The following is a 22,163-nucleotide window of genomic DNA, read 5'->3' as shown; positions in this document are numbered from 1 at the left end:
TTGTTTATCATAGCGCCCCCAAGCCCCCTGCACCATGCAGGGACCTGACCATTGTGTCCAGGCTGACTATACTCAGGCTGAACGGTACCATGCTGGAGGCTCGATGCTCAGAATAAGACCCATCGACATGGATGACCATGCACTGCTGCAAACCGTGGCAACCGAGTCAGGCACGGGATTCACCTCGTTGCCCAATGATGCTGAACTGCTGGCACAAAAAATCGAACGCTCGGTCGAGGCTCTGCGCAGCACGGAGAAAAAGCCGCTGCCGGTCACCTACCTGTTCGTAATGGAGGAAACCGGCACCGGCGAGGTACTCGGTACCTGTGGCGTCACCGCCGCTGTTGGTCTGGACGCACCCTGGTATCACTATCACATTGGTACCATTGTGCATGCGTCACACCAGTTCAATATCCACAACGAATTTCAGACCCTCTATCTGTGTAATGACTACACTGGCAGCAGCGAGCTGTGTTCGCTGTTCCTTCGACCGGATTACCGAGGCCGTGGCGGCGGCGGGCTGTTGTCGCGGTCCCGCTTTCTGTTCATGGCCGAACACCCGCAGCGCTTTGCCGATCGGATCATTGCCGAGATGCGCGGTTTTACCGATCAGCATGACAGAAACCCTTTTTGGGAGGGGCTGGGGCAGCATTTTTTCTCCATGCAGTACCAGCAGGCAGATTTCCTGACCGGTTCTGGCAATAAGGTGGTGATCGCCGAGTTGATGCCAAAGCACCCGATCTATATCCACCTGCTGCCTGAAGAGGCTCAGGCGGTAATCGGCCGGGTACACCCCAATACCGAACCGGCCTGCCGCCTGCTGCAATCTGAAGGCTTCCGTTATGAAAACTACGTAGATATCTTTGATGCTGGCCCGACACTGGCGGCCCGGCCGAACGAAGTACGGGCCATCCGTCGCAGCCGCCGAGCCGAAGTAGTCATTGATACGGCTCCGGTACCGCCTGATGCTCGCGATTTTCTGATCAGCAATACCCGTTGCCAAGGCTTTCGCTGTACTCAGGCACGCCTTAATCCCAGCCTTAACCGGGTCCGTGTCAGCCCCGAGTTGGCGGCCTGCCTGGAGGTAGAGGCTGGCGAAACTGTCAGGCTGGTCAGTTTGCCAGCACACTCAGGGGCAGGCGGATAATCAGCTCCAGACCTTCGTCCGGGTGATTGTGCGCCTGCAGCTCTCCGCCCAGTTGCACGATGGCTCGCTGAGCAATGCTCATCCCCAGCCCATAGCCCTCGCCATGCCCCCCACTGCCCCGCACAAAGGGCTCAAACAGTTTCGGCAGCAAGTCGGGGCTGACACCTGGCCCCCGGTCTCGCAGCCGAATTTCGACCGTATCATTGTTAAGGCTGGCGCTGATCCTCAGTGCCGCCGTTTCCGGTGTATGCCTGAGTGCATTATCAATCCCGTTGTGCAGGGCCCTTTGCAGCAGCGAGCGTTGCAGGTGCAATTTCAGTTGCGGGGGCTGTACTGCGATCTGCACGGGACGGTCAGGCTGCCGAAAATGCACATCTGCAGCCAGTTCGGCAAACAACGTCTCTACACTGAACACCTCTGTGTCAAAGTTGCTGTCTGCCTGCTGCAGTCGGGTGTAGCCGACAATTTCCGCAATCAGTCCATTCAAGCGCTCACACTCACGGTTGATTCGACGTGACAGAGGGTTGTCATCGCCAAGGCGCTGTTCAGCCAGCCCTGCCGCAGCCTGCAGCCGGGCCAGGGGTGCCCGTAATTCATGTGACACGTCCTGCAACAGTCGTTGCTGGTTCAGTAGCGTCGTTTCAACATATTCCGCCATCTGATCAAACTCGCGACTCAGCTCACCTAGTTCATCTCGGCGCCGACTGAGCCGGTCATCGGCCCTGAGACTCAAGTCCTGTTGCCGGTGCAGGTTATGCACATGTCGACTCAACTGTCGGATCGGTCGAACCACCAGTGCACTCAACAACAGCCCGGAGAGTGAAGAAACTACCAGTATCAACCCCATCTGCAACGAAAACAGGCGTCCCAGCAGGCGGTCAGCGAATACCCCATCGGGAGGACGTGGCACATGCACGCGGTACTCCCTCCCGGCGTCCGATGTCAGGTTGAACACATAAGCATCAGCCGGTGGCTCACGCCGCCAGGTTGTGATCGGTTGATCACTGCCCTGCGGATAGATCCACAACCGCACACGATGGTGGTCCCGCCCCTCTCGCAGCCAGCGTGGGTCATTCTCTTCATACCGCTCCAGCATCAGCTGCGCCTGACCCCGGGCACGCGCTTCCAGCACCTCCAGCCGATGCACCGAGTCCACCCGACTGCTGAGGTAAAGAAATACGCTGGTCATGCCGATTGCACTCACCAGCCAGATCACCAGAAACATTTTCCAGAACAGCTGCCGAAACCAGCCTTTGGCCAAGACCCGCGACAGGCCAGACTGCAGACGCTGAAAGAGGGTTGTCACAACTCCTCCCGCACAAACTGGTAGCCCTGACCGCGTACTGTCTTGATCAGATCGCACTCCTCACCAAAGGCCGTCGCCAGTTTCTGCCGAACCCGACTGACGTGAACATCCATCGCCCGGTCATAGGCCGTCAACTTGCGGTGCAGTACCCGTTCTGTCAGCAGTTCCTTGCCCAGTACCTGTCCGGCGTTTTGCATCAGCAGTGCCAGCAGGTTGAATTCCGTGCTGGTCAACTCCAACGCCTCATCATTGACTTTTACTTCACGCAGGCCCGGGTCCAGACAGATCCCCTGCATCGACAATACGTGTTGCGGCATACTGCCGGTCGCTGTGCTACCTTGGCTGCGCCGCAGAACAGCCCGTATGCGAGCCAGCAGTTCACGCGGATTGCAGGGTTTGGCCAGATAGTCATCGGCACCCATCTCCAAACCGACAATACGGTCGATATCATCGCCGCGCCCGGTCAGCATGATAACCGGCAGCTTGAATCGCGGTCGCATCTGCTGCAGCAGCTCCAGCCCACTCTGACCGGGCATCATGATATCGAGCACCATCAGGTCAGGCACGCCCTGCGCCAGCCTGGCCAGCGCCGCTTCGGCATCATGCACCGCCTCCAGTTCAAGGCCTTCGTGACTCAGGTAGTCCACCAGCAGCTCACACAACTCGATATCATCATCGACCAGCAATATCTGTTTTGACTGCATCATTCGGTCCTCCTGTTGGCATCATAATGCCCCCGCCCTGTCGGTTGGAAAAGCTTTACCCAACTTTACGCTTCAGGCACACAACTTTGCCTGTCACCGCGCCATACTGCAGCCATCTGAATGCAACAAGTGGAGAACAAACATGAAGACACGTTCCTTGATGACCAGCCTGATCGCCGGCTCTCTGGTGCTGGGCAGCAGTGCTGCGGTGTTTGCTGGACAGAAGGCCAACTGCGACCGTGACAGCCGACAAGAGCAGCGAGCGGAAAAACGTCTTGAGCGAATGACCGAAAAGCTCGCGCTTACACCTGATCAGCAGGCCGCCATCAAAACCCTTTGGCAGCAGCAGACCAAACCAGAACGCTCAGCGATGGCACGCAACGGGCTGCGAGGGCTGGATCCGAATGCCGATAACTATGACCGCCAGGTGCAGCAGCATATTGAGCAGGCACAGCAGCAGATGGCGAAGCACCTGCAGGCTCGCGCTGATCACAAGGCAGCACTGTATGACATTCTGACCCCGGAGCAGGAGCAGAAACTAGAGCAGATGCGTGATCGAAGTGATCGGCACAATGGCAAGCGATATCACGGTCGGGGAGTTGAATAAGCCTCCCTGATCCGGGCGAAGCCGACTTCAGTCGGCGTTCGCTCCGAGCGTCCCCAGCGCCGCTTCGGCGCAGGCGATGTCCTCTGCCTGAGAGGCTCCCGATACACCCACGGCACCGACACATTCGCCATTGAGGATGATCGGCAGACCGCCACCCAACATCAGCAGATCAGGGTGGGTATCCAGTGCCGCCAGCAGATGTACATCATCCGAGTTGTTGTCACGGAAAAAGTTGCTTGGCACCTTGAAGCCGGCGGATGTCCTCGCCTTGCGCAGGGCCAGCAACGACGTCTGCGGCGGTGCATCGTTCAGGCTCAGCTGCGCCAGCGGCTGGCCGGAACGCCCTACCAGAGCAATGCTCACATTCACGCCCAGCGCTTTGGCCTGCTCGGCAGCGGCCGCAACCGCTTTCAATGCCGCACGATAGTCCAGTGTTGCTCGGTTGACGGTCAGATTTTCGCTCATCATTGCTCTCCCGTACTGCGCTCAATCGACGCGCTCAAAGATCAGATCCCAGACACCATGCCCCAGACGCTCACCGCGGCTTTGAAACTTGGTTACCGGGCGCCACTGCGGCTGAGGTGAATACTGCCCTGTACCGGCGGCATTGCGATATCCATCGGCTGCAGACATCACCTCCATCATGTGCTCGGCGTAGTTTTCCCAGTCAGTGGCCATGTGAAAACAACCACCGATTGTCAGCTTCTGCCGGATTTTCTGCGCAAATTCAGGCTGTACAATGCGGCGTTTGTGGTGACGTTTTTTCGGCCATGGGTCAGGGAAGAACAGTTGCAGTGTATCCAGGCTGGCATCGGGGATACAGCGCTCCAACACCTCAATCGCATCATCGCAGTACACGCGAATATTGCTCAGTTCCTCTTCGGCCGCACGGGCCAGCAGGCGTCCCACACCTGGTGGATGCACCTCAATGCCGATAAAGTCCTTCTCCGGAGCCTGGCGTGCCATTTCGATCAGGGAATCTCCCATGCCAAAGCCGATCTCCAACACCACCGGTGCCTCGCGACCAAACACTTCGGCATAATCCAGGCGACCATCCGCCAGCTCAAGTCCATAACGGGGCCAGTTTTGATCCAGTGAACGCTGCTGACCTTCGGTCATGCGCCCGGCACGCACCACAAAGCTGCGCACACGGCGCAGCGGTTTCTGCTCTTCAGTCATTTTGTATCTGTCTGTTGCGGGCGCCCCTACAGGCACCCGGATTCGGTATCAGTTGCTGATCACGCCATCCAGCGGTGATGAAGCACTGGCGTAGGCTCGACGCGGCATACGCACGGCCAAGTGAGCTTCTCGACCGGCCTGCACCGCTTTCTGCATCGCTTTTGCCATCAGTATCGGGTTTTGTGCACCGGCAATGGCGGAGTTAACCAGCACACCGGCACAGCCCATTTCCATCGCCATGGCCGCTTCCGAAGGCGTACCGATGCCGGCATCGACCAGGATCGGCACCCGCGCCTCCTCCATGATCAGGCGAATGTTGTGCGGGTTCTGGATCCCCAGTCCAGAGCCGATCAGCGAGCCCAGTGGCATTACCGCCACACAGCCGATCTCTTCCAGGCGCTTTGCCACAATCGGGTCGTCGTTGGTGTAGACCATCACCTTGAAGCCATCATTGACCAGGGTTTCGGCCGCCTTCACCGTTTCGATGATGTTGGGGTAGAGGGTTTTCTGATCACCCAACACCTCCAGCTTGACCAGATCATGGCCGTCCAGCAGTTCACGGGCCAAACGACAGGTGCGAACGGCATCGTCAGCGGTATAGCAGCCTGCCGTATTGGGCAGCAGGGTGTAGCGTTCGGGGCTGATCACGTCGAGCAGGTTGGGCTCGTCCGGGTTCTGGCCCAGATTGGTGCGGCGTACGGCCATGGTGACGATCTCGGCACCACTGGCGGCAATCGCCGCACCGGTTTCAGCCATATCCTTGTATTTGCCGGTACCAACCAGCAAACGAGAGTTGAAGGATTGTCCTGCAATGATCAGCGGATCGTTGTGTTCCAGTTCTGACATCATCTGTACCCTGATATGAAAATGGTTATGTACTGTGCCGTTGCAAGGTTATTGCATCAGCCGCCGCCGATCGCATGCACGATCTCGATCCGATCACCCGCCTTAAGTGGCGTATCCGCATGTGAGCTGCGCGGAATGATCTCCAGATTCAGCTCGATCGCGATACGCTTGCCACTCAGTTCCAGTTGAGCGACCAGATCACTCAGATTTGACTGTTCTGCCACCTCAAGCGGTTCACCGTTCACCTGAATCTGCATTGTTCTTACCCTGTTGATAGATCGAAAAGGCCAGTACCAGCCAACCGGCAATGAAGGCGCTGCCGCCAAGCGGTGTGATGGCTCCCAGCCAATGTACGCCGCTCAATGCCAGCACATACAGGCTGCCACTGAAGATCAAAATACCCAGCAGGAACAGCACAGCTGCCCAACGCAGACCTCGGCTATCATCTCGCTGCAACAGCAGCCCTACCAGCAAGAGTGCGAACACATGGTAGAACTGGTACTGCACACCGATCTGAAACACCTCCAGTAAGCGCTCACTCAGCTGACTGCGCAGGCCATGTGCGGCAAAGGCTCCCAGTGCTACAGCCACGGCTCCCAGCACTGCAGCGATTGTCAGTGTAAAACGCGCGGACATCGGATTCTCCTGAGCAGACATTATAACGGTTTGGCGCCACCTGCCTGAAATGAAAAAAGCCGCACAGCGGCGGCTTTAAGATGGACACGAAACCGGGGCTCAGGCCTCCAGCATCGCACCGCGAATTTTCTTCATGGCATTTTTTTCCAGCTGGCGGATGCGCTCTGCCGACACACCATATTCAGCTGCCAGCTCATGTAGGGTGGCCTTTTCGTCAGCCAGCCAACGTCGAGCCAGAATATTGCGACTGCGCTCGTCCAACCCCTCCATGGCGCTCATCAGCCTGCGCTGGGACTCCTGCTCCCAGTTGGACTCTTCCAGCTGCATGGCAGGATCCGCCGAGTGGTCTTCCAGGTAAGCAGACGGAGCCAAGTAACGGCTGTCTTCATCCTCGCTTGCCAACGCGTCAAAGGCGGTGTCATTGGAGGCCATGCGGCCTTCCATCTGGCGTACTACCTTGGCATCAACACCCAGATCAGCTGCGATGGCATCCACTTCTTCGTTATTCATCCAGCTCAGTGACTTCTTCTGTGAGCGCAGATTGAAGAACAGTTTGCGCTGCGCTTTGGTGGTCGCCACTTTAACGATGCGCCAGTTGCGCAGGATGAACTCATGCATCTCGGCCTTGATCCAGTGCACCGCAAAGGACACCAGACGAACACCCATGGTGGGGTCGAAACGCTTCACGGCCTTCATCAGGCCCACATTGCCTTCCTGAACCAGGTCACCCAGCGGCAGACCGTAACCGGAATAGCTGCGTGCAATGTGTACGACAAACCTCAGATGCGACATGACCAACTGGCGTGCCGCTTCAAGATCGCTCTGGTAATGGAGACGCTCCGCCAGCTCCCGTTCCTCATCTGCAGTGAGGATCGGAATCGCACTCACAGTCTGAACATAGGCATCGATATTACGGCCCGGTGACAGATGTTCAATAACTTGCAAGCTTGTGCCCATCTAGGAATGACCTCGCAAAATACGTTAATCCCAAGGATTGATTGCTCGTTACAGTGACCTTTTATAGCCGCGAAAGTTCCACTGCGCCACTGCCATGAACAAGCGACCGAAAAACTTAACGTGAAATGGTCCGCAGAGCAAGCCCTGCAGACCTGCTCCAGACGCGATCAGTTATCTCCCGGTTCGATCTCGTTCAGGTGACGCGCGACCGCAAGCCATGACCCGGTAAGCCCCAGCAGTGCAGCCGTTGCCAACAGGCTCAGCGTCCCGACCAATCCCAGCCCTCTGACTTCAAACCGGTTCAGATACAGATCGGCCAGGGCCTGCGCCGGTGCGGTCAGCATCAGCAGCGCCAGCTGTACCAGCAGCCAGGCCAGCAGGCCTCCGATCAGGCCGTACCAAAAACCACTGTACAGGAAAGGCCGACGTACCCAAGCATCGGTCGCCCCAACCAGCTTACTGACGATGATCTCGTCACGGCGGCTCTCGATGGTCATGCGCACGGTATTACCCACCACCAGCAGCACCGCCAGCGCCAGCAGTCCGCCAAGGACATAGCTGCCACGCTTGGCCAGCGCGATGATCGCATTGAGGCGCTGCACCCACTCCATGTCCAGCTGGGCCTCATTCACGCCCGGCAGTGCCTGCAGCTCAGCCTGCAGCAGCGGCAGCTGGACCGGGTCACTGGAGAGGGGTGTCACCATGATCACCGCCGGCAGAGGGTTGTGATCAAAATAGTCCAGCAGGTCGGCAAAGGCAGTATAACTGCGGAAATCCTCAAGCCCCTTGTCCCGGCTGATCAGCTCAACCGAGCTCAAATCATCCCGCAACAGCAGCTCACGGCTGAAGCTGTCGATCGACTGATCGCTCAGCTCAGTCTGCATGTACAGGGCGATGCGCGGCTCCGGATCCCAGCCCGAGGTCAGCGTCTGCAGGTTGCTCAGTGCCGTAAACAGAAACCCCGGCAGTGCCAGGGCGATCGCCAGCACCGCCAGTGTCATCAATGAAGCCACCGGTGTCTGTCGCAAACGCACCAGTGCCTGACGCGCTACAAGTGCATGATGGCGCCGCCAACTGCGGCTGCGGTCGGCAAACTGAATACGGTGCTGCTGCGCGCCGCGCCGAGGGGGCTGGGTCGGTGTTTCTTTTCTAGCCATCTGCCACCAGCCTGCCGTTTCTGAGTGTGAGCATGCGATGTTTCATCCGGTTGATCAGCGACAGGTCGTGGCTGGCAATCAGTACCGTGGTGCCCACCTGGTTGAACTGGCCAAACAGGCGCATGATATCTTCCGACAGCTGCGGGTCCAGGTTACCAGTGGGCTCATCCGCCAGCAGCAACCGGGGCTTGTGCACGATGGCACGGGCGATACCGACCCGCTGCTGCTCACCGGTCGACAGCGTGACCGGATTGTGTTTTTCTCGTGCCAGTAACCCAACCTTGTCCAGTGCCGCCCTGACACGACGGGCCGCATCGGCGGGGTCATAGCCGCTGATCTGGAGCGGCAGTGCCACGTTGTCAAAGATCGAACGGTCAAACAGCAGGTGGTGATTCTGGAACACCACACCGATCTGGCGCCGCAGATAGGGGATCTGCGAGCGGTGCAGCCGGGACAGGTCCTGTTGTCCCACCCAGATCTGACCTCGACTGGGCCGCTCCATCAGCATGATCAACCTCAGCAGGGTGCTTTTGCCCGCCCCTGAATGCCCGGTGAGAAACGCCATCTCGCCGGACTCCAGTTCGAAGTCCAGGTTGAGCAGGGCGTCCTGACCACTGGCATAGCGTTTGGAAACGTTACTGAACCGGATAGCTGCCATCGCGAAATCTCAATCGAACAAAGCGTGTACGAATTCGTCCGCTTCAAATGGGCGCAGATCATCGACCTGCTCACCCACGCCGATAAATCGGATCGGCAGGCCAAACTGCTTGGCAATGGCGAAGATGATGCCACCCTTGGCGGTACCATCAAGCTTGGTCAACGTGATACCGGTCACGCCCACCGACTCCTTGAACTGCTTGGCTTGGCTGATGGCGTTCTGACCGGTACCGGCATCCAGCACCAGCATCACTTCGTGCGGAGCATCAGGGTCGAGCTTCTGCATCACGCGTACCACCTTCTGCAACTCTTGCATCAGGTTATCCTTGTTTTGCAGTCGACCCGCCGTATCCGCGATCAGCACATCGACTCCCTTGGACTGAGCGGACTGCAACGCATCAAAGATCACTGACGCGGAATCGGCACCGGTGTGCTGAGCAACCACTGGAACACTGTTGCGTTCACCCCATACCTGCAGCTGCTCCACGGCAGCAGCGCGGAAGGTATCGCCCGCAGCCAGCATCACCGACTTGCCTTCAGTCTGATACTTTTTCGCCAGCTTGCCGATGGTGGTGGTCTTGCCTACGCCATTGACACCAACCATCAGGATGACAGCCGGTTTCTTCTCTGGCAGACGCAACGGATGCTCAACACCACCGAGCAGCTCTCCCAGTTCCTGCTTGAGCGCCTCTTTCAGGGCTTCGGCATCCTTCAGCTGCTTGCGCTCGACGCGATCCGTCAGACGCTCTATGATTTCGGTGGTGGCTTCAACGCCAATATCCGCCATCAGAAGGGTGGTTTCGATCTCTTCGAGCAGGTCGTCATCAATTTCCTTGGCACCGAGAAACAGATCACCCAGCTGCTCGGTCAAGTTCGCTTTGGTACGGCTAAGGCCAGACTTGATGCGATCAAACAGGCGCTTTTTCTGCTGTTCGGGTGCTTCTGCCGTCAGCTTTGCTGCTTCGGCAGCCTCAGCGGCCTTCCGCTCCTGCTCGGCCTTTTCAGCCGCAGCAGCCTGACGCTCTTCTTCGGCCTGCATTTCCGCTTGCGCTTGCGCAGCCCGCTCAGCTGCCGCCTGGCGCTCGGCCTCGGCGGCGACTTCTGCAGCCTTCCAAGCAGCTTCTTCCGCCTGACGAGCCACTGCTTCAGCTTCCTGCTGACGCGCAACTTCACGTGCCTGTCGAGCCGCCTCCTCTTCTGCCTTGAGCGCCACCTCTGCAGCAGCCTGCTCTGCCTGCTGTTTGGCCTCCGCTTCGGCCTTCTCGGCCGCACGGCGCTCAGCCTCTGCAGCCGCCTCGGCAGCAGCCTGTTCTTTTGCTGCCTGCTGTTCAGCCTTTTGACGCTCGGCCTTTTCAGCCGCTTCGGCCTCACGCTTCGCAACCTTCTCGGCTTCTGCCACTTCGGCGGCACGGGTCTCTTCAATCCTGCGCTGAGCATCCGCCTGAGCCTGCTGCTCCAGCCGTTGCGTGCGGCGTTTTGAAACCTGAGCAATCACCAGTACCAAAACGACCAGAAAAACCCCTGCAATCCAGGGCAAAGTGGCAGGGTCAAGACCGCGATCGGCCATCCAGGTGTAGAGCGCTTCCATAGTCTGTAATATCCACCGTAACAGCCCGTCTGACGGGCATGAATGAAACGAATCAACAAGGCTGGCTATCTTAGCACAGAGCCAACGCCGACAAACCCGGAGATGCATGATGGAAAGCAAATCCCGCCGTTCAGCCCTGTTAAGCCGGGGCCAGCTGCGACTGCTGATCTGGGTCCTGCCGGTTGTTATCCTGTTGCTGTCCCTGTTGGGACCAGAATCACAGCCAGAAGCTGTCATCAGTGCCGACTCGGATCGGCGTATCTATCAGCAGGTAATCCCACAGCAGACACTGTTCCGCCTGCACCTGATCGCTCCGCACCCACCCGCACTCGACGCCAGTACCCAGCTGCGACAGCGTCTGATCACACAGGCCTGCATCATGCGCCTGCAAAAACCGGATGAGCTGGGTGACTGGCTGTCAGCTCAGGGCTGGGAGGTACAGGTGCAGTCGAATGCCGGCTACCGGTTGCTGCAGCTGAAAAGCGGCAGACCCTTTGCCGATAGTGACGTGCGACAACTGCTGCAGCAACTGCAAACACCTCCCACAGTTGACTGGTCGGCGCTGTTGCAGCGTACCCAGGCCGAACAGTACATGATGAGGCAGAATGCAGAGGTCTGGCTGGCCAGTCCACCTTCAAGCAATGAGCACCTTTCGCTGGATCCGCTGGCTGATTATGCACGGCAGCTGCAGCCGTCAGACTGGCGAATAACCCTGACCGGGCCTAAATACCAGTCATTGTCGTCCGTCATATTTGACCTGGCACCATCATCGGCACCCTTTGAGGATTTGATGCTGAGCCCGAAGCCGCTGCCGGTTACGCCAGCCGCAGACGCCCAGCTACAGCTGCACCGCTGGACTTTGCCTCAGGTGAAATCGATACAGGACTTCGCACAACTGCTGTTGGGGCGGGAGCTGGTTGTCCAGCCGCTTTCACGATGGTTGAAACAGCAACTGGCAGACGCACCCGCTCATCAGGCCGGGTACAGCCTGCGCTGGGAAGCGACTCAAAACGGTGGGCTCGTGACATTACTGCTGCAAGGCGAACAGTGGCCCGAGATCCCTGCCTGGCTGCCACAGCAGCTACAGCCAGAAAATGTGGAAACAGCACGCCAGACCCTGCTGAAACAGCTGGAGGGCAATACTGGGCAGCAGCAATGGATGGACCTGCTGGCCCTGTATCAACTGCCTCCGGACAGCCTGCAGCGCTTGCCCACACAGCTGGAAGTACTGGAATTGTCCGCCATGCAGCAGTGGTTGCAGTCACAGCTGCTGTCTGATTACTATCACACCCTTTCTCTGCCGCACTAAATTTCAAGGACTCTGCCCATGCCGCGCCGCAACAACCACCGCCCACAAAAAACCAGAGTTACCGATACATCCACGGTGCGTATCATTGGCGGTGAATGGCGCGGACGCAAACTGAATTTTCCCGAAATAGAAGGACTGAGGCCAACACCGGATCGAGTCAGAGAAACCCTGTTCAACTGGCTGCAGGGCTACCTGCCGGGGGCACGCTGCCTGGACCTTTTCAGCGGCAGCGGCGCGCTGGGCATCGAGGCTCTGTCTCGGGGTGCCGCCTCGGTAACCTTTGTGGATCAGGCCACGGAAGTGGTGAGTCAACTTAGAAGCAATATCAATCTGCTCAAGGCGCAAAACGCCGAGATCATCGCCGCATCGGCTCTCGACTGGCTCGACAGGCGCCAGCCGGATCAGGAACCCCGCTACGACCTGGTATTCATGGACCCACCCTTTCACAAGGGGCTGGTGGCACCAATCTGTGAAATGCTGGAACGTCGCAGCCTGCTGCGTGAAGAAGCGATGATTTATATTGAGACGGAAAAATCGCTGACACTGGATACATTGCCGGCCAATTGGGTTATACACCGGGAAAAAGCTGCCGGCCAAGTCGCCTATCGTCTATTTGTAAGGCAGCCCAGCGAATAGCAGCTCTACCAGCTGCTCCCCTCGCGCCTTAAGGCCAAAGCTGCGACTGGTTCTTAACCATTCATGCAGCAAGCCGTTCATGGCCTGTTGCAAGGTGAAGGCAAGCTCGACAGGGTCTGGCTTTTTTCTGAGCTGCTTCTGCTTGCGTGCCTGTTTCAGAAATCGGCGCAGCTGGTCAAGCCACAGTTCACGATTCTGTTCCAGAGAGTCAGACAAAGGCTTCAGGTCATTACACAGCACCACCGGCTGATAGAACACTCGATACAGGGCACATGCCTCGGCATCCTGCTCAAATCCGTCCAACACGCCAAGCAGATACAGCTTCAGGGCCGCCAGCGCATCCTGTTGCAGCGCCTGACACTGCTCCAGCCAGACCGGCTCGAACGGCAGCATCCAGGCATGGTGGATCTGCTGCAGCAGATCAGCTCGATTGCGAAAATGCCAATACAAGGCTCCGTGGGTCACGCCCGCTACCTGTGCAATCTGCTTCAAGGTTGTGGCTTCAACCCCCTGTTCACTGAACAGCTTCAGCCCCGTTGCCAGCAGCTGCTGCCGCGTCTGTTCCGCTTCTTCCCGTGTACGCCTGGCCATGGTCGTTGTACCGCTCCCTAACACTTTTACATTTGAGGGGGTATGGATAACAAGCTAACCTAAGTGTAGTCGTACTGGCACGCAAGCCGGTTACGAAGGGTTTAACAAAAGCGTCATAATTGACATGGACGTATATAACCCTTAAAAATAAAAAGGTGAATTTTAATAACCTTTTTGTTATCTATCATTCCTCTAATCTATTTGTGTGCCCCCCGCAATTGGGCTAACATCCGCTCGAACAGTGTTGCCACATGATGCAAAGGTCAGCAACCGATATGAATACGGCGATCTATCCAGGCACCTTCGACCCGATCACCAATGGCCACTCCGATCTGGTTGGGCGCGCTTCGCGTCTGTTTGACCGGGTTGTGGTGGCTGTAGCCGCCAGCCCCAAGAAAAAACCGTTGCTGTCTTTGGATGAGCGGGTTGAACTGGCCAAAACCGCGCTGTCCCACCTGCCCAATGTGGAGGTGATCGGCTTCGATTGTCTGCTGGCAAATCTGGTCCGCGATCAACAGGCCAACATTATCCTGCGCGGACTGCGAGCCGTATCCGACTTCGAATACGAGTTTCAGCTGGCCAACATGAACCGCAAGCTGGCCCCTCAGGCTGAAAGCCTGTTCCTGACACCGGCGGAGCATCTATCCTATATCTCTTCCACCTTGATCCGCGAGATTGCGGCACTGGGTGGCGATGTGGATCAGTTTGTACACCCGGCGGTTGCCAGTGCACTGAAGCAGCACCAGAGCCAGAAATAACGAACCTGTCAGAGCGAGTGAGGTAGCCAGTCATGGCATTGATGATTACTGACGAATGCATCAACTGTGATGTATGCGAGCCGGAATGCCCCAACGAGGCAATCTCTCCGGGTGATGAAATTTACGAAATCGACCCGGGCAAGTGCACAGAGTGTGTCGGTCACTATGACACGCCGCAGTGCGTTGAAGTATGCCCGGTTGACTGTATTCCGAAAGATCCGGACCACGTCGAAACCGAAGACATGCTGATGGACAAGTACCACAAACTGACCGGCAACTGAGGTCAGGTGCAGGGCGTGAGTTCATACACGCCAGCAGCATTGTTTACAGCCGGATTTCGGTCCGGCTGAGTTCAAATTCCTGCTCCAGCCTTTCACCGATTACGTTGTCCCCTTCCGCCAGCCAGTGTGCATACTGCATGTGCAGGCAGCGTACCTTGTCCCACTGTGCAATACCGCCAATGCCATAGCGGGTATACAGCTCGGCAAGCCCCTTTTCCTCTATGCGCGCCCGATCTTCCGGTCGCATCAACGCCTGCCGACGCTCCACATAGCGCTGCTGCTGGGCGTAAAAGGCCTCGCGCAGTGTTTCATTCTGCTGCAGCTCTTCCTCGATCTGTTTGACCCAACCATTCGCCTCAATGCGACTGATCGCCACATCCAGGTCCTTCGAGCTGAGCCAGTAGAGCGTCGGGAAAGGGGTATCCCCCAGCAGGCTGCGCATCTGCAATACCAGCGGAATACCCGTTTCTGTCTGGCAGGCGATCGCTTCAATCCCTCGAGGCGTGCGTCCGATCTGGCGCTCAATCAGCAGCAGCTGTTCCGGGGTCGGTTGCGTTCGGGTGGTATCAAACCTGTGCATAGTCTTCTCCGCTGCCCAGCCAGCGCCGGATCAGGCTTTCATTCAGTGCTGGCAGCTGTTCAAGATCAGCTGCCAGCTGGTGTATTTTGGGCAACAGGTCGGCATCACGCTGCAGGTCAGCAATACGAAACTGCATCATGCCGGTCTGACGTGTACCCAGCACTTCGCCGGGCCCGCGCAGTTCCAGATCCTTTTCGGCAATGCGAAACCCATCGGTGGTCTCTCGCATCACGGCCAGTCGCTCGCGCCCCTGTTTCGACAGCGGCGCATGGTACATCAGGACACAGAAGCTTTCGACACTGCCACGCCCTACCCGCCCACGCAACTGATGCAGTTGCGCCAGCCCCAGCCGTTCAGGGTTTTCAATGATCATCAGACTGGCGTTGGGGACATCCACACCCACCTCGATCACAGTGGTCGCCACCAACAGATCCAGTTCGGCAGCCTTGAAGCGGGCCATGATCTCGGCCTTCTCGGCCGGCTTCATGCGACCGTGTACCAGCCCGATGCGCAACTGTGGCAACGCTTCCTTAAGGCTCTCGGCCGCCACTTCCGCCGCCTGACACTGCAGTGCCTCCGACTCTTCAATCAGCGTGCAGACCCAGTAGGCCTGTCGCCCCTCTTCGCAGGCCTGACGCACCCGCTCGACCACTTGATCCCGGCGCGAGTCGGCAATCACCACAGTCTGAACCGGTGTGCGTCCCGGTGGCAGCTCATCAATGATGGAGCAGTCCAGATCGGCATAGGCGCTCATGGTCAGCGTGCGGGGAATGGGCGTTGCCGTCATGATCAATTGATGCGGACTGCGTTCTCCGTTACGCCCCTTTTCACGCAGACTGAGGCGCTGATGTACGCCGAAACGGTGCTGCTCGTCAATCACCACCACACCCAGATCGGCAAACACCACCTCCTCCTGAAACAGGGCATGGGTGCCAACGGTGATCTGTGCTTCGCCGGTGCGAATGGCCGCCAGCTGAGCCTCACGTGCCTTGCCTTTCACCTTGCCCGCCAGCCAGGCTACTCGAATCCCCAGTGGCTCCAGCCAATTGCTGAAATTCAGATGATGCTGTTCAGCCAGGATTTCGGTGGGCGCCATTACCGCCGCCTGCAAGCCGTTTTCCACCGCCTGCAGTGCCGCCAGCACAGCAACGACGGTCTTGCCGGAGCCCACATCGCCCTGTACCAGACGCAGCATGGGAAGCGGTTTTTGCAGATCGCGGGCAACTTCTCTGGCCACTCGCAGCTGTGCCGCCGTGAGTGAAAACGGCAGCTGATCAAGAAAGGGGCGACTCAACTCACCCGTAGCACGCAACTGAGGCGCCCCCTGCTGCTGCACCTGGCGACGTATTTTTTGCAGTGACAGATGGTGCGCCAACAACTCCTCCAGTGCCAACCGACGCTGCGCGGGGTGCTTACCTTCCAGCAACAATGCTTGATCCGCATCCACCGGAGGATGATGCAGATAGCGGATTGAGTGCTGTAGATCGGGCAGTTGCCAGCGCGATCGCAAGGCTTCAGGCAGCAGGTCATCCAGCCCCTCCCGTTCCATCCATTCCAGTGCCAATGTAATTAACAAACGGACACGGTTCTGCGTCATCCCTTCCGTCAGCGGATACACAGGCGTCAGGCTTTCAGCCATCCGCGCAGCGCCTTCAGTTTTCAGCAGTTTGTATTCAGGGTGTACCATTTCCAGCCCGGCGGGGCCGGGACGAGCCTCACCAAAGCAGATCAGTCGTTTACCTGTCGACAGGCTGTTTTTCTGCGCCGCATTGAAATGAAAAAACCGCAGCGTCAATGTGCCGGTACCATCCTGCAGCCGGCACAGCAGGCTGCGTCGACGCCCCTGTACAATATCTGCCGCACGAATCGTGCCTTCAACAACGCCTTCATCGCCAGGTCGCAATGAGCCGATCGGCAGAACGCGGGTACGGTCCTGATAGCGATTGGGCAGGTGTAGAATCAGGTCCTGCACCGTACGGATGCCGAGCCGCTCCAGCTTCAGCTCCAGCGCAGTACCGACGCCTTTCAGCTCAGTAACCGGCACACCGCCTGCCACACTCACGCTTTACCCTTGTCCTTGCTGACCTTGACGCTGCAATGATTAATTGCTTCCACCAGCACATCGATCGCCTGAGGTCTGGGGAAGCTGGCTCGCCAAGCCACTGCCACCGTACGCATCGGCTGGGGCTGTTTGAAGGGCCTGACTTCAATCAGTTCAGTAGTGGGGTGATTTTCGATGGCTGACAGCGGCAACACGCTGGTTCCCAGCCCAGACGCCACCATCATGCGGATGGTTTCCAGCGAGCTGCCTTCGGTGACTGTATGCTGATCATGAAAGGACTGGTTCAGCGTCGGACAGGCTTCCAATACCTGATCACGGAAGCAATGCCCTTCACCCAGCAACAGCATGCGAATTTCATTCATCTGTCGAGAGTCGATCTCCTGCTGTCCGGCCAATTCATGCCCCTTGGGCATTACCATCATAAACGGCTCATCATAGAGCGGACGCGTCAGCACATCAGACTCGTGGAACGGCAGTGCAACGATGATCGCATCCAGTTCACCGTTGCGAATTTTGGTACGCAAGTTCTCGGTAAAGTTCTCTTCGATATACAGCGGCATGTTGGGTGCCAACCGTTGAATCTGCGGGATCAGCTGCGGAAACAGGTAAGGGCCGATGGTGTAGATGGCACCAATGCGAAGAGGACTGGCCAACTGGTCCTTGCCTTCACGCGCCAGCTCTCGCACCGCTTCGGCCTGCTCCAGAACAGTCTGGGCCTGACGGACCACCTTCTCGCCCACCGGGGTCACCCGCACGGCATTCTTGCTGCGTTCGAACAGCGCAACCCCCAGTTCTTCCTCCAGCTTCTTGACTGCAATCGACAGTGTCGGCTGGCTGACAAAGCAACGTTCGGCGGCATGGCCAAAGTGCTGCTCCTGGGCCAGAGTGACAATATATCGAAGCTCCGTCAGCGTCATCGGCGCGTACCTCTGTTAGGATGAACGTAAATCAATGAGTGGGGTAGTCATGCAGGAACAACGAGTGCTGATCGCGGGCTGTGGCGATGTCGGAACCCAGCTGGGGGTAAGGCTGAGTACGCAGGGAGCACAGGTGTTCGGGCTTCGCCGTACTATAAACCAGCTTCCCGCCGGCATCCATGGCATTGCCGCCGATATGACCGATCCGGATACGCTGGGGACTTTGCCGGCCTGCGACTGGCTGTTTTACACTGCTGCCGCCAAGAGTCGAGACCCCGACATATATCGCCGTACCTATGTCGATGGATTGAAACATGTGCTGGACGCCTTGCCGACGCCCCCACGCCACCTGTTCCTGACCAGCAGCAGCGGTGTGTATGCCCAGACCGAGCATGAGTGGGTGGACGAGCAGTCCGTCACCGAGCCGGACAGCGAGAGCGGCCGCATTCTGCTGGCCAGCGAACAGCTGGCCCTGAGCAGCGGCATACCCGCCACGGTGGTACGGTTCAGCGGCATTTACGGCCCTGGACGAAATCATCTGCAGCGACTGGTCGAATCCGGCATTGCCGCCCCCCGTGAGCCACTGCATTACAGTAACCGCATTCACAGCGCGGACTGTGCCGGTGTACTTGAGCACTTGCTGCAGCTGGCATTGCAGGGACAGACATTAAAACCGCTGTATCTGGCCAGTGATGACGCACCCACGCCGATACATGAGGTGATGGAGTGGCTTGCCGCTGAGCTGGGGGTCGAAGTTCGTGAGCGGCAGGCGGTGCGTCGAGGCGGCAGTAAGCGTTGCAGCAACCGCCGACTCAGAGCCAGCGGCTACCGCTTTCGCTATCCGGATTTTCGTAGTGGCTACGCGGAGCTGCTGCGAAAAGTGTGATCAGACCGCCAGCTCGTCCAGCAGCTTCTGCTGCGCACTGAAGCGCTCTTCACCCTCTTTCGGCTGCACCAGGGTGTAACTGCCATCCGAGTGCAGCTCCCAGGCCTGGGCGTTGTCCTGCAGATAGTAGTCCAGCTCCTTGCGAATGCGCTCGGCGTTCTTGCCGAACAGCTCGAAGCCGGTTTCCACCCGATTGAGCATGTTGCGCTCCATCCAGTCGGCGCTTGAGCCGATCACCACCGGCTTGCCACCATCATTGGCGAACCAGTAGATGCGGGTGTGTTCCAGGAAGCGACCGATGATGGAGCGAACCCGGATGTTCTCGGAGATCCCTTCCAGCCCCGGGCGCAGGCGGCACATGCCACGAATGATCAGATCAATCTGCACACCGGCCTGTGACGCCTCGTACAGGGCACGGATCAGTTTGGGTTCGGTCAGACCGTTCACCTTGATGATGATGTGCCCCTGCTTGCCTGCCTTGACGTTGCGAATCTCGTTCTGAATCAGTTCCAGCATCTTGGCGTGCAGCGTGAACGGCGCGTTGTACAGCTTCTGCAGCTTCTGGATCTTGCCCATGCCGGTGAGCTGCTGGAAGATCTTGTGAACGTCCTCGCCCACTTCGTTGTCGGCGGTCATGTAGCTGTAGTCGGTGTAGAGCCGCGCGGTTCCAGAGTGGTAGTTGCCTGTGCCGAGGTGGCAGTAGCGCACCAGTTCGCTGCCTTCGCGGCGCACGATCAGCATCATCTTGGCGTGAGTCTTGTAGCCCACCACACCGTACACCACCAGACAGCCCGCTTCCTGCAGACGGCTGGCCAGCTGCAGGTTGCTCTCCTCATCGAACCGCGCCCGCAGTTCGATCACCACCGTCACCTCCTTGCCATTGCGTGCCGCTTCCACCAGCGCGTTGACGATGTCGGACTTGACCCCGGTACGGTACAGGGTCTGCTTGATCGCAATCACGTCGTTGTCTTTCGCCGCCTGACGCAACAGGTCCACCACCGGAGTAAAGGACTGGAACGGATGCAGCAGCAGCTGGTCGTTCTTGCGCAGTGCGCTGAAGATGTCTTCGTTGTTCTTCAGCTTGTTGGGCAGGTTTGGGGTGAAGCTTTTCCAGCGCAGCTCTGAGCGCTCCACCAGATCCCGTACCGCCATCAAGCGTGTCAGATTGACCGGCCCGTTAACACGATAGACGTGGCTGTCCGGAAGGTTGAACTCTGCCTGCAGAAAGCTGATCAGGCTCTCGGGCGTACGGCTGTCCACTTCCAGCCGTACTGCATCACCGAACTTGCGCGAGTGCAACTCACCGCGCAGGGCACGGGCCAAATCTTCGATCTCCTCGAAGTCGAAGCTGAGGTCGGCGTTACGGGTGATACGGAACTGGTAGCAGCCATCCACCTTCATCCCCGGGAACAGCTCTTCGGCAAACTCATGGATAATCGATGACAGGAAGATCAGATTGTCACCGCCATCACAGAGCTCGTCCGGCAGACGAATCAAGCGCGGCAACGAGCGCGGAGCGGGAATGATCGCCATGCCGGTCTCACGGCCGAACGCGTCCTTGCCATCCAGCTCAACGATGAAGTTTAGGCTCTTGTTTACCAAGCGCGGGAAGGGGTGCGAGGGGTCCAGCCCAATTGGGCTGATCACCGGCACGATTTTCTCTTCAAAGTAGTCCCGCACCCAGGACAACTGTTCCGCCGTCCAGTCACTACGGCGGCGGAAGTGGATATTTTCTGCTTCCAGAGCCGGAAACATTATGTCGTTCAGAATCTTGTATTGCCGCTCAATATTGATGGCACAGATCTCGGCAATCTTGTCGAGCACCCTCTGCGGGTGCATTGCATCCGGCCCCACCGCCTCACGGCCATACTTGAGCTGTCGCAACTGCTCCGCCACCCGAATTTCGAAAAACTCATCCAGATTGCTTGAAAAGATCAGCAGAAACATCAGCCGTTCCAACAAGGGGTAGCTTTCATCCAGCGCCTGTTCCAGCACTCGCACGTTGAACTGCAGATGACTCAGTTCCCGGTTGATGTACAGCTCGGGCGCTTTCAGATCCACCGGCAGTTTTTCGATCGGATCAATGGTCGGCAGTATCTCCCGGCTCTCCAGCAGGGCTGCGGTGGCTTCGCTCTGCTCCAGCGTCACAGTCACATCCTGACTGATATCATTCATTGCACTTTCTCCCGGGTTGATACTGTCGTCCATTCGTTTCACTCGTTGGTTTAGCGCTGCAGCAACTCGGCAGCCCTGACCGCAAAATAGGTCAGAATGCCGTCGGCACCGGCGCGTTTGATGCATGTCAGGCTCTCCAGAATCACCGACTCCTCGTCGAGCCAGCCATTCTGGAACGCCGCCATGTGCATGGCATACTCGCCACTGACCTGATAGACAAAGGTCGGCACTTTCAGTTCGGTTTTCACACGGTGCACGATATCCAGGTAGGGCATCCCCGGCTTAACCATCACCATATCGGCCCCTTCGGCCAGATCCATCGCAACCTCGTGCAGTGCCTCATCGCTGTTGGCTGGATCCATCTGGTAACTGAATTTGTTTCCCTTGCCCAGATTGCCTGCCGAGCCCACCGCATCGCGGAAGGGGCCATAGTAGGCACTCGCATACTTGGCAGAATAGGCCATAATGCGAGTATTAACGAAGCCGTTGCTTTCCAGCTCATCACGGATTACGCCGATACGGCCATCCATCATGTCACTGGGGGCCACCACATCGGCACCTGCTTCGGCGTGGGACCGAGCCTGCTGCACCAGTGTGTCCACGGTACGGTCGTTGAGTACATAGCCAGTCTCGTCGATGATGCCGTCCTGGCCGTGGGTGGTATATGGATCCAACGCCACATCGGTCATAACACCCAATTCCGGTACAGCGGCTTTCAGGGCACGCACCGCACGCTGTACCAGCCCATCTGGGTTGTAGGCTTCCTCGGCAAACTCGCTCTTGGCTTCGGCCGGCGTAACCGGAAACAGCGCAAGCATTGGAATACCCAGCTGATGCCAGTATTTTGCCTTTTCCACCAGCAGATCGATGCTGTAGCGCTCCACACCCGGCATCGACGACACCGCTTCCACCTGGTTCTCGCCTTCCAGCACGAAGACTGGATAGATCAGATCATCGGTGGTGAGGACATTTTCACGCATCAGACGACGCGAAAATTCGTCGGCGCGCATTCGGCGCATGCGGGTTTCAGGGTAGAAACGCTGACTGTTGGTAAAAGCCACGGCTCGATTCCTTTTTCAGGTGCATTGGACGACAAAAAGATGACATACAGGTGACAACGGCCCGTTTCACGGCACATCACCTGTTTGGTATTGGTCTCATCTTAACGTAATCTGTGACCAGTG

At 58.0% G+C, this 22,163-nt stretch carries 24 protein-coding genes; 7 read left to right on the top strand and 17 right to left on the bottom strand.

The genetic code is table 11. From position 1 onward, the window contains the following. The first annotated feature begins 103 nt into the window (after positions 1 to 103). Complete coding sequence (gene astA, locus ACAM29_RS15320; RefSeq protein WP_354407953.1) at positions 104 to 1,147, top strand: arginine N-succinyltransferase; 1,044 nt, start codon at positions 104 to 106, stop codon at positions 1,145 to 1,147. On the opposite strand, the gene ACAM29_RS15315 is transcribed toward astA, so the two are convergent. Then, the gene (locus ACAM29_RS15315) at positions 1,113 to 2,453 is read right to left on the bottom strand and encodes an ATP-binding protein (RefSeq protein ID WP_091826139.1); all 1,341 of its coding nucleotides are present in this window, start codon (positions 2,451 to 2,453) and stop codon (positions 1,113 to 1,115) included. The two genes, astA and ACAM29_RS15315, sit on opposite strands and share 35 nt — an antisense overlap. After that, a complete protein-coding gene (locus tag ACAM29_RS15310; RefSeq protein ID WP_354407949.1) occupies positions 2,450 to 3,160 on the bottom strand; it encodes a response regulator transcription factor in 711 nt (236 codons plus the stop codon). Before ACAM29_RS15310 ends, ACAM29_RS15315 begins: the two co-directional genes overlap by 4 nt. A gap of 139 nt (positions 3,161 to 3,299) precedes the next feature. Between ACAM29_RS15310 and ACAM29_RS15305 the strand changes: the two genes are divergently transcribed. Further along, on the top strand, positions 3,300 to 3,764 hold the full coding sequence (locus ACAM29_RS15305) for a Spy/CpxP family protein refolding chaperone (protein ID WP_369624625.1): 465 nt from the start codon (positions 3,300 to 3,302) through the stop codon (positions 3,762 to 3,764). 27 nt (positions 3,765 to 3,791) lie between these two features. Here ACAM29_RS15305 and ACAM29_RS15300 read toward each other — a convergent pair whose 3' ends face one another. The 9 genes from ACAM29_RS15300 to ftsY form a co-directional block, all read right to left on the bottom strand. Beyond that, complete coding sequence (locus tag ACAM29_RS15300; RefSeq protein WP_369624624.1) at positions 3,792 to 4,229, bottom strand: heme-binding protein; 438 nt, start codon at positions 4,227 to 4,229, stop codon at positions 3,792 to 3,794. A gap of 21 nt (positions 4,230 to 4,250) precedes the next feature. Continuing rightward, a complete protein-coding gene (trmB, locus tag ACAM29_RS15295) occupies positions 4,251 to 4,943 on the bottom strand; it encodes a tRNA (guanosine(46)-N7)-methyltransferase TrmB (RefSeq protein WP_091826147.1) in 693 nt (230 codons plus the stop codon). A 48-nt stretch (positions 4,944 to 4,991) separates the two neighbouring features. Then, entirely contained in the window at positions 4,992 to 5,789 is a 798-nt protein-coding gene (locus tag ACAM29_RS15290; RefSeq protein WP_206842294.1) for a thiazole synthase, read from the bottom strand. 56 nt (positions 5,790 to 5,845) lie between these two features. Beyond that, the gene (gene thiS / locus ACAM29_RS15285; protein ID WP_091826150.1) at positions 5,846 to 6,046 is read right to left on the bottom strand and encodes a sulfur carrier protein ThiS; all 201 of its coding nucleotides are present in this window, start codon (positions 6,044 to 6,046) and stop codon (positions 5,846 to 5,848) included. Continuing rightward, a complete protein-coding gene (locus ACAM29_RS15280; protein ID WP_206837490.1) occupies positions 6,024 to 6,425 on the bottom strand; it encodes a DUF423 domain-containing protein in 402 nt (133 codons plus the stop codon). The genes thiS and ACAM29_RS15280 overlap by 23 nt, the downstream gene beginning before the upstream one ends. 99 nt (positions 6,426 to 6,524) lie before the next feature. Continuing rightward, positions 6,525 to 7,382: an RNA polymerase sigma factor RpoH gene (gene rpoH, locus ACAM29_RS15275; protein ID WP_091826154.1), complete on the bottom strand. Its 858-nt coding sequence runs from the start codon at positions 7,380 to 7,382 to the stop codon at positions 6,525 to 6,527. A 167-nt stretch (positions 7,383 to 7,549) separates the two neighbouring features. Then, on the bottom strand, positions 7,550 to 8,539 hold the full coding sequence (ftsX, locus tag ACAM29_RS15270) for a permease-like cell division protein FtsX (protein WP_369624623.1): 990 nt from the start codon (positions 8,537 to 8,539) through the stop codon (positions 7,550 to 7,552). Next, a complete protein-coding gene (ftsE, locus tag ACAM29_RS15265; protein WP_369624622.1) occupies positions 8,532 to 9,197 on the bottom strand; it encodes a cell division ATP-binding protein FtsE in 666 nt (221 codons plus the stop codon). The genes ftsX and ftsE overlap by 8 nt, the downstream gene beginning before the upstream one ends. A gap of 9 nt (positions 9,198 to 9,206) precedes the next feature. Then, positions 9,207 to 10,784, bottom strand: coding sequence for a signal recognition particle-docking protein FtsY (gene ftsY / locus ACAM29_RS15260; protein ID WP_369624621.1), 1,578 nt, complete (start codon positions 10,782 to 10,784; stop codon positions 9,207 to 9,209). A gap of 106 nt (positions 10,785 to 10,890) precedes the next feature. Here ftsY and ACAM29_RS15255 point away from each other — a divergent pair, with 106 nt between their 5' ends. Both ACAM29_RS15255 and rsmD read left to right on the top strand, forming a co-directional pair. Further along, complete coding sequence (locus ACAM29_RS15255) at positions 10,891 to 12,093, top strand: hypothetical protein (protein WP_369624620.1); 1,203 nt, start codon at positions 10,891 to 10,893, stop codon at positions 12,091 to 12,093. 18 nt (positions 12,094 to 12,111) lie between these two features. Beyond that, the gene (rsmD, locus tag ACAM29_RS15250) at positions 12,112 to 12,729 is read left to right on the top strand and encodes a 16S rRNA (guanine(966)-N(2))-methyltransferase RsmD (RefSeq protein ID WP_206837501.1); all 618 of its coding nucleotides are present in this window, start codon (positions 12,112 to 12,114) and stop codon (positions 12,727 to 12,729) included. Here the strand turns inward: rsmD and ACAM29_RS15245 are convergent. Continuing rightward, positions 12,703 to 13,320, bottom strand: a complete 618-nt coding sequence (locus tag ACAM29_RS15245; protein ID WP_206837503.1) for a TetR family transcriptional regulator — start codon at positions 13,318 to 13,320, stop codon at positions 12,703 to 12,705. The two genes, rsmD and ACAM29_RS15245, sit on opposite strands and share 27 nt — an antisense overlap. A gap of 275 nt (positions 13,321 to 13,595) precedes the next feature. On the opposite strand from ACAM29_RS15245, the gene coaD reads away from it, so the two are divergent. Together coaD and ACAM29_RS15235 are read left to right on the top strand one after the other, a co-directional pair. Then, positions 13,596 to 14,078, top strand: a complete 483-nt coding sequence (coaD, locus tag ACAM29_RS15240; RefSeq protein ID WP_091826165.1) for a pantetheine-phosphate adenylyltransferase — start codon at positions 13,596 to 13,598, stop codon at positions 14,076 to 14,078. Positions 14,079 to 14,110: 32 nt separating this feature from the next. Then, entirely contained in the window at positions 14,111 to 14,359 is a 249-nt protein-coding gene (locus ACAM29_RS15235; RefSeq protein WP_091826167.1) for a YfhL family 4Fe-4S dicluster ferredoxin, read from the top strand. A 43-nt stretch (positions 14,360 to 14,402) separates the two neighbouring features. On the opposite strand, the gene ACAM29_RS15230 is transcribed toward ACAM29_RS15235, so the two are convergent. The 3 genes from ACAM29_RS15230 to ACAM29_RS15220 are packed head-to-tail and all read right to left on the bottom strand — an operon-like array spanning position 14,403 to position 17,918. Further along, positions 14,403 to 14,939 carry a DUF501 domain-containing protein gene (locus tag ACAM29_RS15230; RefSeq protein ID WP_206837506.1) on the bottom strand — a complete coding sequence of 179 codons (537 nt, stop codon included), beginning with the start codon at positions 14,937 to 14,939 and terminating at the stop codon, positions 14,403 to 14,405. After that, on the bottom strand, positions 14,926 to 17,001 hold the full coding sequence (gene recG / locus ACAM29_RS15225; protein WP_369624619.1) for an ATP-dependent DNA helicase RecG: 2,076 nt from the start codon (positions 16,999 to 17,001) through the stop codon (positions 14,926 to 14,928). The genes ACAM29_RS15230 and recG overlap by 14 nt, the downstream gene beginning before the upstream one ends. Continuing rightward, positions 16,998 to 17,918, bottom strand: a complete 921-nt coding sequence (locus ACAM29_RS15220) for a hydrogen peroxide-inducible genes activator (RefSeq protein WP_091826171.1) — start codon at positions 17,916 to 17,918, stop codon at positions 16,998 to 17,000. The genes recG and ACAM29_RS15220 overlap by 4 nt, the downstream gene beginning before the upstream one ends. Positions 17,919 to 17,967: 49 nt before the next feature. Between ACAM29_RS15220 and ACAM29_RS15215 the strand changes: the two genes are divergently transcribed. After that, on the top strand, positions 17,968 to 18,804 hold the full coding sequence (locus ACAM29_RS15215) for an SDR family oxidoreductase (protein ID WP_369624618.1): 837 nt from the start codon (positions 17,968 to 17,970) through the stop codon (positions 18,802 to 18,804). On the opposite strand, the gene ppk1 is transcribed toward ACAM29_RS15215, so the two are convergent. Beyond that, complete coding sequence (gene ppk1, locus ACAM29_RS15210) at positions 18,805 to 20,979, bottom strand: polyphosphate kinase 1 (protein ID WP_091826229.1); 2,175 nt, start codon at positions 20,977 to 20,979, stop codon at positions 18,805 to 18,807. Positions 20,980 to 21,029: 50 nt separating this feature from the next. Further along, positions 21,030 to 22,040: a porphobilinogen synthase gene (gene hemB, locus ACAM29_RS15205; RefSeq protein WP_369624617.1), complete on the bottom strand. Its 1,011-nt coding sequence runs from the start codon at positions 22,038 to 22,040 to the stop codon at positions 21,030 to 21,032. Between the last annotated feature and the right edge of the window lie 123 nt (positions 22,041 to 22,163).

Origin of the sequence: Marinobacterium sp. BA1 (assembly GCF_041155135.1) — a bacterium.
In the GTDB taxonomy this organism is placed as follows: domain Bacteria; phylum Pseudomonadota; class Gammaproteobacteria; order Pseudomonadales; family Balneatricaceae; genus Marinobacterium; species Marinobacterium iners.
This window is presented reverse-complemented; position numbering and strand designations above follow the sequence as displayed.